Origin of the sequence: Terrimonas rubra, from assembly GCF_042686025.1 — a bacterium.
GTDB classification, from domain to species: domain Bacteria; phylum Bacteroidota; class Bacteroidia; order Chitinophagales; family Chitinophagaceae; genus Terrimonas; species Terrimonas rubra.
In genome coordinates this window covers 332223-350485 of sequence record NZ_JBHUOZ010000001.1, presented here as the reverse complement: position 1 = coordinate 350485, position 18263 = coordinate 332223, and the positions used below count along the sequence as shown (strand labels likewise).

Here is an 18263-nt window from a genome sequence, read left to right as displayed (position 1 = left end):
CCCTGCTGAGGGCACAAAATAATTATGTGTTACACATACAGCCCGTGGATAAGGATGCTGCTTTTATTGCCTCACTGGGTTTGCAACAGCAATTTACCGACCAGTTAGCCTGCCGGAGTTATGCCGATTCTATACCCGTTATTTTAAAAGCCAGGGGATATATCACCGCGTCGGTGGATTCTTTTTTTGCTGATTCCGCATCAGCACGGGTAGTATTGTTTGTAGGAAATATATACAAATGGGCACAGTTAAATACCTCCGGAGTGCCGCTGGAATTATTACAGGCTGTAGGCTGGCGAAGCACCGCTTACCGCGGCCAGCCGGTTGACCTGCTGCAGGTGGCCGATATGCAAAAACGTATGCTCACCTACCTGGAAAATACGGGTTATCCCTTTGCAAAAATTTACCTGGATAGCCTGGTGATGCAGGGCGATGAGGTGACCGCCCGCTTAAAAGTAAACCAGGGGCCACTGTATACCATTGACAGCATAAGGGTAATAGGCAATGCCAAAGTTTCTAACGATTACCTGCAACGTTTTCTCGATATCCGGCACGGATCGGTATATAACAAAGAAAAATTACAAAGAATAACCGGGCGGATACGTGAACTGACCTATGTAGAGGAAGAATATCCCCCTAAAGTGGTGTGGCGCTCCTCGGGTGCGGTACTGGACCTGTATTTAAAACAAAAGAAAAGCAGCCAGGCCAGTTTGATTGTAGGGTTTCTGCCTAATAACGACCAGCTATCCTCTAAAAAAATGCTGGTGACAGGTGAGGGCAACCTGAATTTAAAAAATGCATTAGGTGCGGGCGAAACCATTGGTATAAACTGGCAGCAATTGCAGGTAAGCTCGCAGCGGTTAAATGTTATTTACCAGCATCCTTACTTATTTCAATCGCCATTTGGGCTGGACTTTGCCTTTGACATGTTCCGTAAGGACAGTACTTTTTTAAACGTGGACATACAATTGGGCGCTATTTACCAGCACAGTACCAAACAATCGGCCAAGGTGTTTGTACAATGGTTTCAAACCATATTGAACGGTATTGACCAGGACAGGGTGATACAAACCAGGACATTACCGAATGCGGCTGATATACGTACTACCAACCTGGGATTGCAATACGACTTTAATAATACCAATTATCGCTTTAACCCCGTAAGAGGTAATGATATACAGTTTATTGCCAAAGCGGGTAACCGGCAAATAAAAAAGAATAATACCATCCTCGAACTGAAAGATCCCAACGACCAGGGGTTTGATTTTGGATCACTTTACGATACGGTTAAGTTAAAGAACTACCAGTTCCAGGCAAAACTGGCTGCGGCAAAATATTTTCCTGTGGGCAGCAAAGGCCTGAGCACGGTTAAAACGGCATTACATGGCGGCTTTATACAAAGTGCCAATATTTTCCGGAACGAACTTTTCCAGGTGGGCGGGTATAAACTACTGAGAGGTTTTGATGAGGAAAGCCAATACCTGTCGCAATACGCTATTGCCACGCTGGAATACCGTTACCTGATAGGGCAAAACTCTTTCTTTTATGCTTTTGGTGATGGTGGCTGGGGCCGCAATAAAAGTAATTATGCCAATGTGAACTACACCTATATCAGCGGTGGCCTGGGTATAGCATTTGAAACCAAGGTGGGTATTTTTAACCTGGCCTGGGCCCTGGGAAAACGGAATGATACGGAGTTTAACCTGCGTCAATCTAAAATACATTTTGGCTTTGTCAGCTATTTTTAATCACATAAAAGGTATTCTGTTTCATAGCTTCGGCGTGTTCGCTTATTTTTGACAAACAATTATTTTTTTTGAAACGAATAGCCGGTCTACTTTCTTTTTTATTGTTCATACTGCAGGGTTTGCTGGCGCAACCTGTTACCGACTCCTTAGCTAAAAGAGGGAAGGATTCACTGGCAGTTAATACGACTGTTGATACGGTGACGGTTAAAAAACCGTTGATACGGGTAGCGGCCTGGCAAACACGCCCGGGTATTCCCCTGCATGTACAGGTGCTGGAACATATGCCTTTTTTTAGTTTTGGAAAACATCCGCTTGTAGCGGGCGGGCAGCTTAAAAAACGCACCGATAAGGATATGCTGTTCTATGGGCTGATCGGTTTATTACTCTGCTTTGCGGTATTGCGCCTGTTGTTCCCTAAATACCTGGCCGACCTGTGGCGTTTATTTTTCCGTACTACTTTAAAGCAGCGCCAGTTAACGGAACAGCTGAGCCAGACGCCTCTGCCATCTTTACTGTTTAATTTATTATTTGTGATAGCCGGAGGTTTATATGCTGCCTTCCTGTTTTATTATACGGAAAACCGGGTGCCGGTGTCTAATTTCTGGTTATTTGTGCTGTACTGTTGTGCAGGCCTGGCCGGTGTTTACCTGGTTAAATTTGTAACCCTTAAAGCCACGGGCTGGATATTTAATGTGCGTGCCCTTACCGATACCTACATATTTATTGTCTTCATTATTAATAAGGTACTGGGCATTTTTTTATTACCGGTGCTGTTCATTGTTGCTTTCAGCCCTGCCGGGCTGGCCGGGGCGGCCTGGGTTTTATCGTGGACTGTTATTGGCGGCCTGCTTTTATACCGCTATATCCTGGCGCTTTCGGCGGTACGTACCTATGTACAAGTGAGTGTTTTTCATTTCTTTTTATACTTCTGTGCCTTTGAAGTGGCCCCGGTGTTACTACTTTATAAATTGGTAATGACAATTTTTAAATAAAACACGTACCTTTGCGCCCAACTTTAGCGGAAATTCACATGGTAAAAAACGGAGTTACAACTACTGGAAAAAAAACCAATGGGGTCCAAAGCATCTTGATCACACAGCCAAGACCCGAGAGCGAAAAGTCGCCATACTTCGAATTAGAACGGAAGTATGGTGTAAATCTTCACTTCCAGTCATTCATCAGGTTGGAAGGAATTCCGGCTAAAGAATTCAGGCGTCAGAAAATTGATATTGCCTCCTACACAGGGATCATCTTCACCAGCCGTAATGCTATCGATCATTTTTTTCGCATTTGCGAGGAAATGAAAGTAAGCGTATCACAGGATACCAAATACTTCTGTATCACCGAAGCGGTTGCCTTATACCTGCAAAAATTTATCCTGTACCGTAAACGTAAAGTGTTTTATGGTGCCGATGGCTCCAACAAAAGCATGTTTGATGTGATCAACAAACACAAGGGCAACGAAAAGTTCCTCTATGTTTGTTCCGAGAACCAGCAGGATAATGATATTGTAAACTGGCTTAAATCCAACAACTGCGAGTTTGCCATGGGCTTTTTGTACCGTACACAAAGCAATGATGTAAAAGAAATGCTGACCAAGAACGATTACGATGTCATTTGTTTCTTTACGCCCAGCGGTATAAAAAGTTTATTCGATAACCAGCCCGAGTACAAACAAAATGGTACGGTAATAGGCACTTTTGGCAGCAATACCACCAAGGCCGCCGAAGAAGCGGGCCTGGCTCCCGGTATTATAGCCCCGCAGCCCAAGGCGCCCAGTATGATATCGGCCCTGGACCATTTTTTAGCCGCACAAAAAAAATAAACAAATTTCCCTTTACAATTTTTCAGGGGCTGTCAGCTATAGCATGGCTATTGGGCTGTAGTTCCCGCTGTACGCTGTATTCCGCCGCTCCCTGCGCCTCACAGCCCTTCGGCGGAATGCCGCTGCCATCGGGCAGCCCCTCGTCTGTTTAACAAAGCCCGGCTTTGTACTGCCGCTGCTGATAGCCCCGATTGACGCGGACAGCCCACCTTTAGGAGAAAAATTAAACAGGAATATTTTTTACGCCAATGTATATACGTTGTATTTTATGAACCGGTGAGGTGGCTGGCAGCAAAAGCGGGAAACTATCGTTGAGCAGCGTTACTGCAGCTGCTGCTGCAAAAAAACAAAAGCGCTGATCTGTCCATAAATATTTTTATACGGCAGTATTCACCGACATTTACGGTATGGCAACACATACCAACCACTTAATTCACGAAACAAGCCCTTATTTATTACAGCATGCCCATAACCCGGTACAGTGGTACCCATGGGGCGAAGAAGCATTGGCAAAAGCCAGACAGGAGGATAAGCCTATACTGGTGAGCATTGGCTATGCGGCCTGTCACTGGTGCCATGTAATGGAGCGGGAAAGCTTTGAAGATGAAGCCGTGGCAGCGATAATGAATGAACATTTTGTGAATATTAAAATTGACCGGGAGGAAAGGCCCGACCTCGATCATATTTATATGGATGCGGTGCAGGCCATGACCGGGCAGGGGGGCTGGCCGCTGAATGTGTTTTTAACGCCGGATAAAAAGCCTTTTTACGGCGGCACTTATTTCCCGCCGAGGAGTTTATACGGGCGCCAGTCCTGGAAAGAGGTACTGACCGGTATTACCAATGCCTATAAAGAACGGAGGGCTGAAATTGAAGAACAGGGGAGTTACCTGACGGCGCACCTGGATAAGGCCAATCATTTTGGTGGTGCACCGGTGGATCTGACATCGTTTGGTATTACCACTACCGATTTGGCAGCTATGGCCAGGCAGGTATTGCAGCAGGCCGATACGCAGTGGGGTGGTTTTGGTGCTGCACCCAAATTTCCGCAGACATTTGTTATCCGCTTTTTATTACGCATGGCTTACCTGTGCAAATACAATAAGGAATTGCAGGAAACGGATACGCAGCTGGGGCAGGAGTGCCAGGCACAGGCCCTTTTATCGCTGGATAAAATGATACGCGGCGGCATATACGACCAGGTTGGAGGCGGTTTTGCCCGGTATGCTACCGATACGAAATGGCTGGTGCCCCATTTTGAAAAAATGTTATACGATAATGCCTTACTGGTATCGGTAATGTGTGAGGCCTACCAGTTAACAGGATTGCAACACTACCGGGTAGCCATTGAGGAAACCATGGCTTTTGTGCAAAGAGACCTGATGCATGCACAGCACGGTTTTTTTGCAGCCCTGGACGCCGATAGCGAAGGTGTGGAAGGGAAATATTATGTGTGGACCAAAGAAGAGGTAACAGCTTTACTGGGAGCGGATGCAGCTTTATTTTGTGCCTGTTATGATATTACAGCAGCAGGCAACTGGGAGGGGGTGAATATTTTACAGGTGAAAGAGCCTTTGGATAAAGTGGCAGCCACCTATGGCAAAACAGAAGCGGAATTAAACGCTGTTTTAAACAGGGGTAAGGAAATATTGCTGCAACACCGGTACACACGTATTGCACCCGGACTGGATGATAAAATAATACTGGGCTGGAATGCCCTGATGAACAAGGCCTGCAGCCAGGCTTTTATGGCTACAGGTAATGAGGAGTATAAAACACTGGCGGTTAAAAACATGCAGTTCCTCCTGGAGGTATTTAAGGGCGGGAACGGGTTGTTGAACCATACGTGGAAGAACGACCAGGCCCGCTACCCCGCATTTTTAGATGATTATGCCTGTTTAATTGATGCCCTGTATTATTTATATGAAATAACGGCTGAATTTGACTGGTTACTGAAAGCGGAGGAACTAACGGAGCAGGTAATTGCCCACTTCAGCGATGAACAAAACCTGTTTTTTTATTATACCGGTAAGGAACAGACAGATCTGTTGTTACGTAAAAAAGAAGTATATGACGGGGCGGTGCCATCGGGAAATAGTGTGATGGCACACAATTTATACAGGTTGTCCATCGTTTTTGGCAAGGCCGGGTGGGCCGAAAGGGGATTGGGTATGGTACAGGCTTTAAACAAATCCGTTCATCAATATCCGGCTTCTTTTGGTATCTGGGCCAATATTTTGGTAGAATTGTATGCGGGCACACAGGAAATAGTGATGGTGGAGCCGGATGAGAACATATATTTTAAAACACTATATGAGTATCTCCCGTTTAAAATAATGCTGACGGTGGATAAAAAAACAGGGCACCTGGACTGGGCCCGGGGTAAAAAAAAGTTGGAAAAAGCCAATATTTTTTTATGCCGTCAGTTTGCCTGTAAGGCGCCGGTTGCTACTGTAGAGGAACTTATATTATTGATTAACAGTGAGTTGTAAAATTAATTAATTTTCTGTTAAATGCAATAAAATATTTAATGCCGCGTTAGATAATTTACGACGTATTAAACCATTTGATTGTTTAAAAATAAATTGTATCCTTGTGACTGCAAATAGACCAAAATATTATATTTGTCCAATACCCTTTAAGTGTATGATAATGAGAAACCCTAACTATGCGTTTTTAGCATTTGCAGCCCTGATGGTGTTTGCAAGCTGTAATTCGGGAAAGAACAAAGGCGGTTCATTGCCTAACGACGGCCAGTTACATGGTGTGTCGGCAGGTGTGAGGTCCAACCTGAAAAAGCCGGTGGGCATGGTATATGTGCCTCAGGGAACTTTTCACATGGGCCCCAGCGATGAAGATCCTGCTTATGCCTTTAGTGCCCGTAACCGTTCCGTTTCTATCAGTGGCTTCTGGATGGATGCTACCGAAGTAACCAATGCAGAGTACCGCCAGTTTGTATACTGGGTGCGCGACTCAACTGTTGCCCGTAAATTAAACAAAGTAAAAGCTGATGCCAATGGCATTGAAGGTGTTGATTGGGCAGCAATGAAAAAATTCAGGTGGGATGATCCCAAAAACATTGAGGAGCTGGCTAACACCAACCTTATCCTTGCTCCTGAAGACAGGATCTTTGGCAAAAAAGAACTGGATGTGAAAGAGTTGAAATACCACTCAGAGATCCATGACTTAAAAGAAAATGCCAAAAGAGAAAACGAGAACAAACCCCGCTCTAAGTTCATCATTAAAAAAGACGTTCCCATTTACCCGGACACGCTGGTATGGGTGAGAGACTTCTCTTACTCTTATAATGAGCCCATGACCAAACGTTATTTCTCCCACCCGGCTTTTGATAATTATCCTGTAGTAGGTGTAAACTGGAAACAGGCTACAGCCTTCTGCGAATGGAGAACACATTACCTGAACTCTTTCCTGGAAAGCAAAAAAAGGGTAACGGAGTCTGACTTCCGCCTGCCTACCGAAGCACAATGGGAGTATGCCGCACGTGGTGGCCGCTCACAATCTATGTTCCCCTGGGGTGGTCCTTACTTACGTAATAAAAAAGGATGTTTAATGGCCAACTTTAAACCAGGCCGTGGTAACTACCCTGAGGATGGCGGTTTTTACACCGTGCGTGCCGATGCTTACTGGCCTAACGACTTTGGCCTGTACTGTATGTCGGGTAATGTGGCGGAGTGGACCTCTTCTATCTTCTACGAAGGACGTAACAACTTCCAGCACGATATGAACCCTGATGTACGCTGGAATGCCAAAGACGACGACCCACCATTAATGAAACGTAAAATTATCCGTGGCGGCAGCTGGAAAGATGTTGGATACTACCTGCAAACCGGTACCAGCACTTACGAGTACCAGGATTCTGCAAAATCTTACATTGGTTTCCGTTCGGTAATTGATTTACCTGCAGCCGGGGGTCGCAGATAAATAAAATTGCCGCTTTACCTGAGACAATACAATATTGTAATTACTTTTTAAGTTATAAATAACCGGGGTGTAATAAAAACTACATCACACCCCGGTTCATTTCACCAATCTTCTTCATCAAAAACTATTTTTTTTAAATCATTATTTTATGGCAGCAGCTATTCCTTCAAAAGTTAGTAAATGGGTTGACGTAGCAGTATCATTTGCAGCAGCAATTGTATTATGGGGAGCATTAAGAAAAATTACCCACGCACCCGATGCCGACACCTGGTTATGGATCGGTCTGGTAACTGAGGCTGTTATCTTCGCTTTATATGGTGTTTTATATATTATGTACCCGGCTTTACCCGATAGCTCTCATTCTGAAGAGTTAACGGTTGCCGGCGAAGTGGTAAAACCAGCAAAAGGTGGCGCTATTGCCGCATTGGATAAAGCATTGATCGACGCGCATGTTAGTCCTGAAGTATTGACCCGTTTGGGCGATAACTTTAAAAAATTAAACGAAACTATCGGTAACATGAACAATATCAGCGATGTATTGGCTGCTACCGGTGATTATACCGCAAAAACGAAAGAAGTAACGGTTGCTTTGGATAAAGTAAAAGAAGCTTATGTAGGTGCGGCTAATTCAGTAGGCGCTTTTAACCTGGCTACCGAAGGGGCTAAAACCTTCCACGACCAGGTGCAGGTACTGACCAAAAATTTGTCGTCTTTAAATACAATTTACGAGCTGGAACTGCAGGAAAGCAATAACCACCTGAAAGCCCTGAATGGTTTTTATGGTAAACTTTCCGAAACTTCTGCCAGCCTGATCAACAGTGCGGATGATGCTAAGAAAGTACAGGAGCAGATTGGTAGCCTGGCTACTAACCTGGGTCGCCTGAACGGCATTTATGGTAATATGTTAACTGCAATGCAGGGTAAATAATTACCATCCTGTTTGATAAACCAAAGTTGTAAAAGAAAAATATTTTATAAAAGACTATAAATTTTTTGATCAGTTATGGCACTACCTAAAGAGCCGCGGCAGAAGATGATCAACCTGATGTACCTGGTGTTAACCTGCCTGTTAGCACTGAACGTATCATCAGAGATTCTTAATGCCTTTAAAACCGTAAACTCCAGCTTAGAGAAAACGAATACCACTGTAAATGCTTCTACTTCTACTATTTTAGCCTCATTGGAAGAAAAAACAAAAAAAGCAGAAACAGCAGAGAGAGCAAATATTTGGTATCCGAAAGCACAGCAGGCTGCTGCTTTGTCTAAATCAGTATTTGATTATATACAAAGCTTAAAAACCAAAATCATTACCACAGCCGGAGGCGATCCGAATAATCCTGACAACCCTGACAAACATATGAATGAAGGAAGCCAGGAGATTGTTACCCGGATAATGGTAAAGGACGGCGAAGCCAAAAAGTTATATACGATGTTGGCTGATTATAAAAAGAACTTATTGGCAATTGATCCAAGTATCGCTGAAAAGTTTTCTAAAACCCTGCAGATAGACCTGTCTGAGCCAACAGGCAAAGACGGAAAAAAGAAAGATTGGGATATTGCCAACTTTAATATGGTGCCAACCGTAGCCGGTTTAACCATTTTAAGTAAGCTGCAGAATGATATTAAAACTTCTGAGAACAATGTAGTGGCTCATATTCACGAGCAGGTGGGTAAAGTAGAAGTAATATTTGATTCATATGCTGCGGTGATCGGGCAAAGTTCAAATTACCTGATGCCTGGCCAGGAATTGGAAATTACGGCTGGTGTAGGTGCTTTCAGTAAAAATGCACAACCTAAAATTTCAATTGGCGGCTCAAGCCTTTCGATCGGAGAAGACGGAACGGCGCATTATAAAACAATGGCAAATTCCATTGGTACACATACTGTTCCGGTAAATATTTCGTTCTTTAACCAGACAACGAATAAAGAGGAGTCTATCAGCAAAACCATTACCTATACAGTAGGTCAGGCTAATGCTTCTATAGCATTGGATAAAATGAATGTACTGTATGTTGGTGTTGATAACCCAGTTACCATTGCTGCCAGCGGTGGTGGTGATGACAAAGTGCAGGTAAGCATTAGCGGCGGTGGCGGTTCAATCAGTAAAGTAGGTGCCGGTAAATATATTGCACGGGTAGGTACTGTTACTGATGATTGCCGGATTACGGTGTCAGTGGATGGTAAAGTAGCCGGTGCCTCTCAGTTCCGTGTACGTACCATACCTAAGGCACAGGCTTATGTTGGTGGTAATGAGAGTGGCGCTTCTATTGCGGCGGGTGCTTTCAGGGCACAAACCGGTGTAGGAGCAGGTATTAAAGACTTTCCTTTTGAGTTGAAATACCAGGTTGTTTCATTCTCTTTCTCCATTGATACTGATGACGGAGATGTAGCAACAGCGGCTTGTCAGGGTAACCTGTTCAGCTCGCAGGCTCAAAACTATATCAAAGCTCATGCGAAAGCTGGTAAAACAGTAACTATTGACGATATAAGAGTACAGGGTCCGGATGGCAGGGTTTCTTCTGCTCCCTCACTGGTGTACTACCTTAAATAATATTTTTAAAGTTCAGCGCTATGAAATTATCAATTTATAAAAAGTGTTTGTTGGTTGCCTTTGCAGCTTTACTGGTTGCAGATGTAAGTGCACAAAGAACAGGGAGGAGAAGAAATAATACGGGCACCAACACCAACCAGGGTACACAACAAGGTAATAACCAGCAGCAACAGCAGGTTAACGATACCCGCCCGCCTTCAGGTTATGATCCTTATGGTGGTGTACCGATCGAAGTAGACAGTTCCGGTGTTTCAAGTAATACGAAAAAGGCCTCTTTACGTCAGGATAATGCTTTTGATAAAAAAGGATTAAATGCACGTACCCCTTTGGAGTATGAACATTTACGCTGGGATGATGCATTATATGCAGAAAAGGTTTGGCGTGAATTAGACCTGCGTGAAAAAATGAACCAGACTTTCCGTTACGAAGCGGAAGATGATAACGGTAGCCAGGTTTTCATCAATGTTTTGCTGAATGCGGTTACCAACGGAGAAGTTACTGCTTTTGCCGACGACAGGTTCACCACACCTATTACTGTGGCTGATATTAACCAAATGACATTGGGTAGTGCTGATACTGTTCCGCAGTATGACCCTAATGATATTAACAAGATCGTTAAATATGTAGTTACACGTGCCAGCTTTGATGCCAAGAGTGTTTTAAAATTACGTATTAAGGAAGAGTGGGTGTTTGACCGTGAGGCCAGCCGCATGTTCTGCCGTATTTTAGGAATTGCTCCTGTACTTACTAAATACTTACCCAATGGTAAAGAGTTTGGTAGCCAGCCAATGTTCTGGGTGTATTATCCGGATTTGAGACCAACCCTCGCTAAAAATGAGGTGTACAACCCTAAGAACATGGGCCAGAGCCGCATGACCTGGGAAGAACTGTTTGAAAGCCGTATGTTCAGCAGCTATATTACCAAATCAACTTTGGATAATGCCGCCAACAGAACTATCAGGCAGGTAATAAAAGACCCGATCCTGGCCTTACTGGAGGGTGAGAATATCAAAGAAAAGATCTTCAATTTTGAGCAGGACCTTTGGTCGTACTAACAAGAAAATATTGATGTAAAGCCCCGGTTTACCGGGGCTTTTTTTATGGCCGCTATTGTTGGGCTATTGGGTGTTTAAAATACATAATTGAATGATAAACAATTTGTTGTTCCGACAATATACCGTAAATGAATAGTAGTGAAAAAGGGTAAAAATAAATATGACGAACGGTCAAAGGAAACTGTTGAAAAATATAGATATAAATGAGTTAAATCAACTTTTTTGTGTATTTTTGTTACGGTTTTTCATAGGATATTGGATTTTAAAAACGGGGCTGGATTTCTATCCTGGCCCCATTTTTTTAAGTATCATCCCCGGGATGAAAATGCTTATACACCAACACCGCCTTTTGCAGTCCTACTATTTTTGTTAGCGTCTCTTTGCTTTGCGCTTTTACGTTTTTTACCGATTTGAAATGTTGTAATAACTGTGTGGCTATTTTAGGACCAATACCTGCAATGCTCTCCAGTTCATTGGTAAATGTGCCCTTACTTCGTTTATTACGGTGAAAAGTAATGCCAAAACGGTGCACTTCATCCCTTATTTGTCTTAACAGTTTTAACTCTTCGCTATTGTAAGGCAATTTTACCGATTCCTTATCACCTACAAAAAAAACTTCCTCTTCTCTTTTGGCCAGGCCAACCAGGGTGGTTCTGTCAGCCAATCCTAGCTCCGTCATTGCCTCATGAGCCGAACTTAATTGTCCTTTACCACCATCAATGATCACCAGTTGCGGGAAAGGCTGTTCCTCTTCCTGTAAACGTTTGTACCGGCGGGTAACGGCTTCCTTCATGGTGGCAAAGTCGTTAATACCCTCTACCGTTTTTACATTAAAATGGCGGTAATCTTTTTTACTGGGTACGCCCATTTTAAAGCATACCATGGCCGACACCGGGAAACTGCCCTGGAAGTTAGAGTTATCAAAACATTCAATATGAACAGGTAAACTGTTTAACTGCAGGGCCTCCTGCAATTTTTCCAATACTTTTATTTTATTGGTATTGGTGGACAGCTTTAAACGTTCTTTATTCTTTATCTCTTCAATATAATGATCTACATTTTTTAAAGACAACTCCAGGAGTTTCTTTTTATCGCCACTCACAGGTATGGTTATGGTGATATCTTTCTCAGGATAGTCAATGGCAAAGGGCACAATGATCTCCGTGGCATCGCTGTTAAATGTCTGGCGCAAACGCGCAATACTGAAACTTAATATTTCCGGCTCATCCTCATCGAGATGCGTGAGCACTTTAGTGGTTTGTGTTTGTACAATGGTGCCATTACGTACCATTAAAAAGTTAACATAGGCCACATTCTTTTCTTTCACCAGGGTAAACACATCTTTATCACCGGCGGTATTACCGGCTACAACCGATTTAGCCTGGTAATTGGTCAGAAAAGCAATTTTATTTTTCGCAACCTCGGCCTGTTCAAAGGCAAGATCAGCCACTGCATTTTTCATCTCCTCCTTAAAATGCCGGATAACAGGAGTAAGATTTCCCTTTAATAAATTTTTTACCTGTTGTATACCTTCTAAATAATCAGGTAAGGTTTGTAAACCTTCGCAAGGCCCCTTACAATTACCCAAATGATATTCGAGGCATACTTTGAATTTCTTTTTGGCAATATTGCCTGCCGTGAGGTTGAGGGTACAATTCCTGAGCGGTACGGTTTGACGGATGAACTCCAGTAGTTCCTTTACTTTTTGCACAGAAGTAAAAGGACCCAGGTATTCCGATTTATCATTCACCACATAGCGGGTTAAAAACACTCTGGGGAAGGGTTCATTTTTAATAACAATATAAGGATAGGTTTTATCGTCCTTCAGGTTGATATTATACCGCGGCTTGAACTCTTTGATCAATGAGTTCTCCAGCAGGAACGCATCATGCTCCGAATTAACAATGGTAAACGCAATACGTTTAATGCGCTGTACCAGCTCGTGCGTTTTATAGGAGGTAAAGGTTTTAGTAAAGTAGGAGCTTACCCTTTTACGCAGATCCTTGGCCTTGCCTACATAAATAATCACATCCTCGTCATTAAAATACTGGTATATGCCGGGCTGGTGCGGTATGGTGGGCGCTATATGTTTAAAATCTTCTGCAGTCATAAATACACATCAATCGTTCCATTTAACAGTAGTGGTGGTAGTGGTTTCAATACCACCGGGTTTTTGTACCATGCGTGTTACCTGGAAATTTTTATCAACCATCCATAACATTCTTTTCTGTACCGCACTATCTTTTGAGGATGTGGCGTAGTCCACATATACACTTACAATTTTATCGCCTGTATACTGGTTAGGGCTGATGGTGATCTCCTGTTTCAGTACGGCATGTTTGGCATCGGGCTTTTTGGTATAGGTCATTACTACCCGGTTCAGGGTTTCATCAAAAAACTTACTTTCGGTATAATCATCCTCATATTTTTCAGATGAAATATCAGGAATGTCTAAAAAGTCACTTGCTTCTTTTCTAAAATCTTCCCTTGGAACAAAAGTGGTATCGGCAACGGAATCAACTGTTACCACTTTAATAATACTGTACAGGGAAGTGTCCACATCTTTTACCTGGCTTAAGAGATAGGGTAATACGGGAAAGTTTTTATCTGCTTCATCGCGTTTCTTTTTTTTACTGCCGCAGGCGGTTATCAATACCATTAATGCAACAAACAGTGCTGTTATTTTCATAGTATAAAATTACTTGAAATAGCGTTCGGACTGATAAGGTTTTTAAAACCTTATCAGTCTGGATGAAGGGCTGCCCCGCTTAGGTGTAAATCCTTACGGCCTTAAAGCCGTAAGATTGCAGCCGGGCGGGGAACTACAGCTGACCGGAGTTGCTGCAGCTGACAGCCCCTAAAAGTCCTGTTCCTCCAGTCGTATTTTAAGAAGATAGTACCCGAATTTTTCCTTTTGCCCTTTATTTGGGGTGGTGCAGCCGGAGCGGGGTAGTAAAATATGCCATCTTTACAGTAAGACCTGACATTGGTCATTTTGCTACCCTGATCTAACTTACTTCCTTATTTAAGTGGCTTTTCCAGGGCTGCTTATGAGTAAGTTAATGATTGCATTTTTTGTGATGAGCCATAGATAAATTACAACGCAAGTTTGTATAAATGCCCGCTACAAAGCAAATGATCCGCAACAGCTGCTTATTCCTGAGCCTGTTATCCTGTACAGCCTACACCATATTGCAGGTTTATGTTTTTAAAAAAATATTTCGAGGAGTTTGAAATTGGCGAACAACGCCTGACCATTGGCCGTACCGTGACCGAGACGGATATAGTGGTACATGCCGGTCAGTCGGGTGATTTTTTTCCGCATCATATGGATGAGGAATGGTGCAGCACCCAGCCTTTTAAAAAACGTATCGCCCATGGCACGCTGATCTTTACCATCGGTATTGGATTAACGGCCAGTTTTATTAATGAAGTGTCCATGACCTATGGGTATGAAAGGCTGCGTTTTATTAAGCCCGTTTTTATTGGCGACACCATAAAAGTAACCGTCTCCATTAAAGATAAAAAAGACCATAAGAAGCCCGGCTTTGGCCTGGTAACGGAATTGGTGGAAGTGTTTAACCAAAATAAGGAACTGGTAATGCTTTGCGAACATTTATTACTGGTTGAAAAAAAGCAAGCTTGAGTATGTCGGTAGTTTTAAAAGGTATAACATGGGGGCATAGCCGGGGCATTACACCCTTGCAGGCTTTTTCGCAGCGTTATGCCGAGCTGCACCCGGGCGTGGAGATAGTATGGAAGAAGCGGACCTTACAGGAGTTTGCCGATTTTCCGATTGAAGTACTGACAAAGGAGTATGACCTGCTGATCATTGATCACCCGTGGGTGGGTTGTGCCGCCGCTACTAATTGTGTACTACCCCTGAACGAATATCTATCAGCTGATTATTTGGCCGACCAGTTACAGCATTCGGTTGGACAATCACATATAAGTTATAACTACGACGACAAACAGTGGGCCCTGGCCATTGATGCAGCCACACCTGCTGCCAGTTACCGCAAGGACCTGCTGGAAGCGAATGGTGTTGCCCTGCCGCAAACATGGGAAGAGGTATTATCACTAGCAAAGGATGGTAAAGTAGCTGTGCCGGCCATACCCATTGATATACTCATGAATTTTTATTCCTTTTGTATTGCATATGGTAAAACACCCTTTAGCAATGAAACCGAAGTGATTGATGTGGAGACCGGTGTAGCGGCTATCCGCACCATGCAGCAATTGTATGGTATTATTGATAAAGAAATGTATGTGTATAACCCGATAGCAGTGGCAGAACGTATGAGCAGCACCAATGATTACTGGTATTGCCCTTTTGCTTATGGTTATTCCAACTATTCGCGCCGGGGATATGCAAAATATTTATTGCATTATGCGGATGTAGTGCGGGTGAATGGAGAAAGATTACAAACAACAGTAGGCGGTACCGGTATATCGGTATCTGCATTCAGTGAGCATAAGAAAATAGCGATAGATTTTGCACAGCAGATCGTATCGGCGGAATGCCAGTCCACTTTTTATATGGAGCATGGCGGACAACCGGGGCACCGCAAGGCCTGGGAATCGCCGGCTGCCAATGTATTGACGAATGATTATTTTAAAAATGTATTACCGGTAATGGATAACGGGTATATCCGCCCGCGTTACAACGGGTATTTACATTTCCAGGACCATGCCGGTACACCCCTGCAGCAATGCCTGTTGCACAATGGTAACCCTGAGGAGGCATTACAGGAAATGAATAAGATATATCAACATAGTAAACAAGCTAAACCATCAAACCAACCCGTATGAGTCATTTGCCGTTGAAAGGATTAGTGGTATTGGAGTTTAGCCAATATTTATCGGGGCCTGCTGCGGGCTTACGCCTGGCCGACCTGGGCGCCCGTGTTATTAAAATTGAAAGACCGGGAGTGGGTGATGCCGGCAGGAAACTGTCCATTAAAAACCTCTGGGTAGATGAAAGCTCTTTGTTGTTCCATACCATTAACCGGAATAAAGAAAGTTATGCGGCCGATCTGAAAAATGAAGCAGATCTGCAGCTGTTAAAAAAAATAATCACCAAAGCAGATGTGCTGATACATAATTTCCGCCCGGGTGTGATGGAGAAAATAGGATTGGGTTATGCAGCCGTACAGGCCATTAACCCACGGCTGATATATGCCGAGATCAACGGGTATGGTAAAGCCGGTCCCTGGAAACATAAACCGGGGCAGGATTTACTGATACAATCTATTGCCGGTTTAACCCATACTACGGGCAATAAAGAACAATCACCGGTACCCTTTGGCATTGCTATTGCCGATATTTTATGCGGGGCACAGTTAACGCAAGGTATACTGGCAGCATTGATACGCCGCCAGAAAAGGAATACAGGCGCATTGATAGAGGTAAGCCTGATGGAATCCCTGCTGGATTTCCAGTTTGAATTACTGACCACATACTATGCCGACCGTCAACAGCCGGTACGCAGTGCAGTGAACAATGGCCATCCTTTATTAAGTGCGCCTTATGGTATTTATGCAACAAAAGACGGACATTTGGCCATTGCCATGATGGATATACAGGAGTTGGCAGAAGCTATACACAGCGATGAACTGGCGGCATACACATCTGAGTCTGCCTTCACGCATCGTGATGAGATAAAAGCTATCATAGCCGCTCATTTGTTACAGCAGCCTACTGCCTACTGGCAGGAACAATTGCATAGTCGTGATATGTGGGCCATGGAAGTGCTGAACTGGCAACAATTAACCCAGCACCCGGCTTATAAAGCCGTCCAGATGGAACAATCCATACAGGCAGAAGGCATGAGTATTACAACCACCCGTTGTCCTATCCGGATCAACGGTGAACGGTTAACATCAGATAAACCGGCCCCGAAAGTAGGGGCAGATAATGCGGCTATTTACCGCGATTTTATAAGTGAAATGTAGTTTATGCGTTTGTTGGAAGATATAATAGTGGTGGATTTCAGCCAGTTCCTGTCGGGGCCTTCCGCATCATTGCGCCTGGCCGATATGGGAGCGCAGGTGATTAAAATTGAAAAACCCGGCATTGGCGATATATGCAGGGAACTGTATGTATCGGATGTGATGATAGAGGGTGAATCGACCATTTTTCATGCCATTAACCGGAATAAAAAAAGTTATGTGGCCGATTTGAAAAACCCCGACGACCTGGTAAAAATAAAGGAGTTGCTACGCAGGGCCGATGTGATGATGCATAATTTCCGTCCCGGTGTAATGGAGCGTATCGGGCTGGATTATAACACAGTGAAGGAGCTGAACCCCCAGATCGTATATGCGGAGATAACGGGCTACGGTAACGAGGGCCCCTGGAAAGACCTGCCCGGGCAGGACCTGTTATTACAGGCTGCATCGGGTATTACCTGGTTAAGCAATAATAAACAGGAAGGACCTACACCGATGGGTGTGGCCGTGGTAGATATATTGGCCGGCACACACCTGGCACAGGGCATACTGGCTGCTTTGTACAGCCGTATTGTTTCCAATAAAGGGGCGTTGGTACAGGTGAGTATGCTGGAAAGTATTTTAGATTTCCAGTTTGAAGTACTGACCTGTTATTATAATGATGGGAATGCATTGCCGCAACGCAGCGAAGTAAACAGCGGTCATGCCTATATAGCAGCGCCTTATGGTATTTACCAGACACAGGAAGGATTTATTGCGCTGGCAATGGGTAGTATTCCCGTATTAGGCGAATTATTAGGTTGTGCGCCTTTACAGGCGTTTACAGATAATACGGAATGGTTCAGCAAAAGGGATGAGATCAAAACCATTTTATCGGCTCACTTATTAACGAATACAGCCGCTCATTGGCTGGCTATTTTAGAAAAGGCCGATATTTGGTGTGCCCCCGTATTAAATTACGATGAGCTGATGCAGGAGGAAGGATATAAAGCGTTGAATATGGAAACCGTGGTTAAAACCACCAATGGCCTGGAGATCACTACCACCCGTTGCCCTATCCGTATTGACGGGAAAATTATCACTTCTGAAAGAGGCGCTCCTGTGCTGGGCGAACATAATGCTGAAATTGATAACCAGTTTGGATTAGTACAGCCGGTTACAAAGCTGGCCAATATTTGATTTAAAGTTTAA

The 18263-nt window shown here is 43.8% G+C and carries 14 protein-coding genes; 12 read left to right on the top strand and 2 right to left on the bottom strand.

Annotated features, from left to right (window positions below; all coding sequences use genetic code 11):
- The first annotated feature begins 26 nt into the window (after nt 1–26).
- The 8 genes from ACFS6H_RS01370 to porN all read left to right on the top strand — a co-directional run bounded on the left by ACFS6H_RS01370 (nt 27) and on the right by porN (nt 11121).
- Nucleotides 27–1748: a POTRA domain-containing protein gene (locus ACFS6H_RS01370; protein ID WP_386094281.1), complete on the top strand. Its 1722-nt coding sequence runs from the start codon at nt 27–29 to the stop codon at nt 1746–1748.
- Nucleotides 1749–1816: 68 nt separating this feature from the next.
- Nucleotides 1817–2740: a DUF4271 domain-containing protein gene (locus ACFS6H_RS01365; protein WP_386094279.1), complete on the top strand. Its 924-nt coding sequence runs from the start codon at nt 1817–1819 to the stop codon at nt 2738–2740.
- Between the two features lie 11 nt (nt 2741–2751).
- Nucleotides 2752–3573 carry a uroporphyrinogen-III synthase gene (locus ACFS6H_RS01360; RefSeq protein ID WP_386094276.1) on the top strand — a complete coding sequence of 274 codons (822 nt, stop codon included), beginning with the start codon at nt 2752–2754 and terminating at the stop codon, nt 3571–3573.
- Between the two features lie 407 nt (nt 3574–3980).
- Nucleotides 3981–6065 (top strand): thioredoxin domain-containing protein, encoded by a 2085-nt coding sequence (locus tag ACFS6H_RS01355; RefSeq protein WP_386094275.1) that lies wholly within the window; start codon nt 3981–3983, stop codon nt 6063–6065.
- Nucleotides 6066–6225: 160 nt separating this feature from the next.
- On the top strand, nt 6226–7515 hold the full coding sequence (gene porK, locus ACFS6H_RS01350; RefSeq protein ID WP_386094273.1) for a T9SS ring complex lipoprotein PorK/GldK: 1290 nt from the start codon (nt 6226–6228) through the stop codon (nt 7513–7515).
- A gap of 148 nt (nt 7516–7663) precedes the next feature.
- Nucleotides 7664–8443 carry a type IX secretion system motor protein PorL/GldL gene (gene porL, locus ACFS6H_RS01345; protein WP_386094271.1) on the top strand — a complete coding sequence of 260 codons (780 nt, stop codon included), beginning with the start codon at nt 7664–7666 and terminating at the stop codon, nt 8441–8443.
- 75 nt (nt 8444–8518) lie between these two features.
- Nucleotides 8519–10066, top strand: a complete 1548-nt coding sequence (porM, locus tag ACFS6H_RS01340) for a type IX secretion system motor protein PorM/GldM (RefSeq protein ID WP_386094269.1) — start codon at nt 8519–8521, stop codon at nt 10064–10066.
- A gap of 20 nt (nt 10067–10086) precedes the next feature.
- Nucleotides 10087–11121 carry a type IX secretion system ring subunit PorN/GldN gene (gene porN / locus ACFS6H_RS01335; RefSeq protein WP_386094267.1) on the top strand — a complete coding sequence of 345 codons (1035 nt, stop codon included), beginning with the start codon at nt 10087–10089 and terminating at the stop codon, nt 11119–11121.
- A 301-nt stretch (nt 11122–11422) separates the two neighbouring features.
- On the opposite strand, the gene uvrC is transcribed toward porN, so the two are convergent.
- Nucleotides 11423–13231, bottom strand: coding sequence for an excinuclease ABC subunit UvrC (gene uvrC / locus ACFS6H_RS01330; RefSeq protein ID WP_386094265.1), 1809 nt, complete (start codon nt 13229–13231; stop codon nt 11423–11425).
- Nucleotides 13232–13240: 9 nt separating this feature from the next.
- Nucleotides 13241–13810, bottom strand: coding sequence for a hypothetical protein (locus ACFS6H_RS01325; protein ID WP_386094263.1), 570 nt, complete (start codon nt 13808–13810; stop codon nt 13241–13243).
- A 513-nt stretch (nt 13811–14323) separates the two neighbouring features.
- On the opposite strand from ACFS6H_RS01325, the gene ACFS6H_RS01320 reads away from it, so the two are divergent.
- The 4 genes from ACFS6H_RS01320 to ACFS6H_RS01305 are packed head-to-tail and all read left to right on the top strand — an operon-like array spanning nt 14324 to nt 18251.
- Nucleotides 14324–14767 (top strand): MaoC family dehydratase, encoded by a 444-nt coding sequence (locus ACFS6H_RS01320; protein WP_386094261.1) that lies wholly within the window; start codon nt 14324–14326, stop codon nt 14765–14767.
- A gap of 2 nt (nt 14768–14769) precedes the next feature.
- Complete coding sequence (locus ACFS6H_RS01315; protein WP_386094259.1) at nt 14770–15933, top strand: ABC transporter substrate-binding protein; 1164 nt, start codon at nt 14770–14772, stop codon at nt 15931–15933.
- Nucleotides 15930–17075 (top strand): CaiB/BaiF CoA transferase family protein, encoded by a 1146-nt coding sequence (locus ACFS6H_RS01310; protein ID WP_386094256.1) that lies wholly within the window; start codon nt 15930–15932, stop codon nt 17073–17075. Before ACFS6H_RS01315 ends, ACFS6H_RS01310 begins: the two co-directional genes overlap by 4 nt.
- 3 nt (nt 17076–17078) lie before the next feature.
- Nucleotides 17079–18251: a CaiB/BaiF CoA transferase family protein gene (locus ACFS6H_RS01305; protein WP_386094253.1), complete on the top strand. Its 1173-nt coding sequence runs from the start codon at nt 17079–17081 to the stop codon at nt 18249–18251.
- Nucleotides 18252–18263: the final 12 nt, after the last annotated feature.